General features: G+C 45.9%; 1 protein-coding gene. It reads left to right on the top strand.

From position 1 onward, the window contains the following. Positions 1–268, top strand: a 268-nt coding sequence (locus tag ACZ3HH_RS30200; RefSeq protein ID WP_465810271.1) for a type II toxin-antitoxin system VapC family toxin, incomplete at both ends; no start/stop codon positions are given.

The raw sequence follows: 268 nt of genomic DNA, 5'->3' as shown, positions 1-268 counted from the left end.
CAGACATGTACTGTCTGTTATTGCAGATGGCAATGTGTTGGTGCCGGGGATTTGGTCGCTTGAGGTGGCCAATGTGATAGCTCGTGCCGAAAAAAAGTATGGATTACCTGAGGCTCGTAGTGCAGAGTTTGTTCATTTGCTTCATCAGATGCATATTGAAGTTGATCCACAGACCAGCGTCCATGCGCTGAATGATACTTTACAGCTGGCACGTCGCTATAACCTGTCAGCTTATGATGCAGCGTATCTGGAATTGACATTAAGAGAA

This window comes from Pseudomonas sp. PME37.24/025 (assembly GCF_055556615.1).
This window is presented reverse-complemented; position numbering and strand designations above follow the sequence as displayed.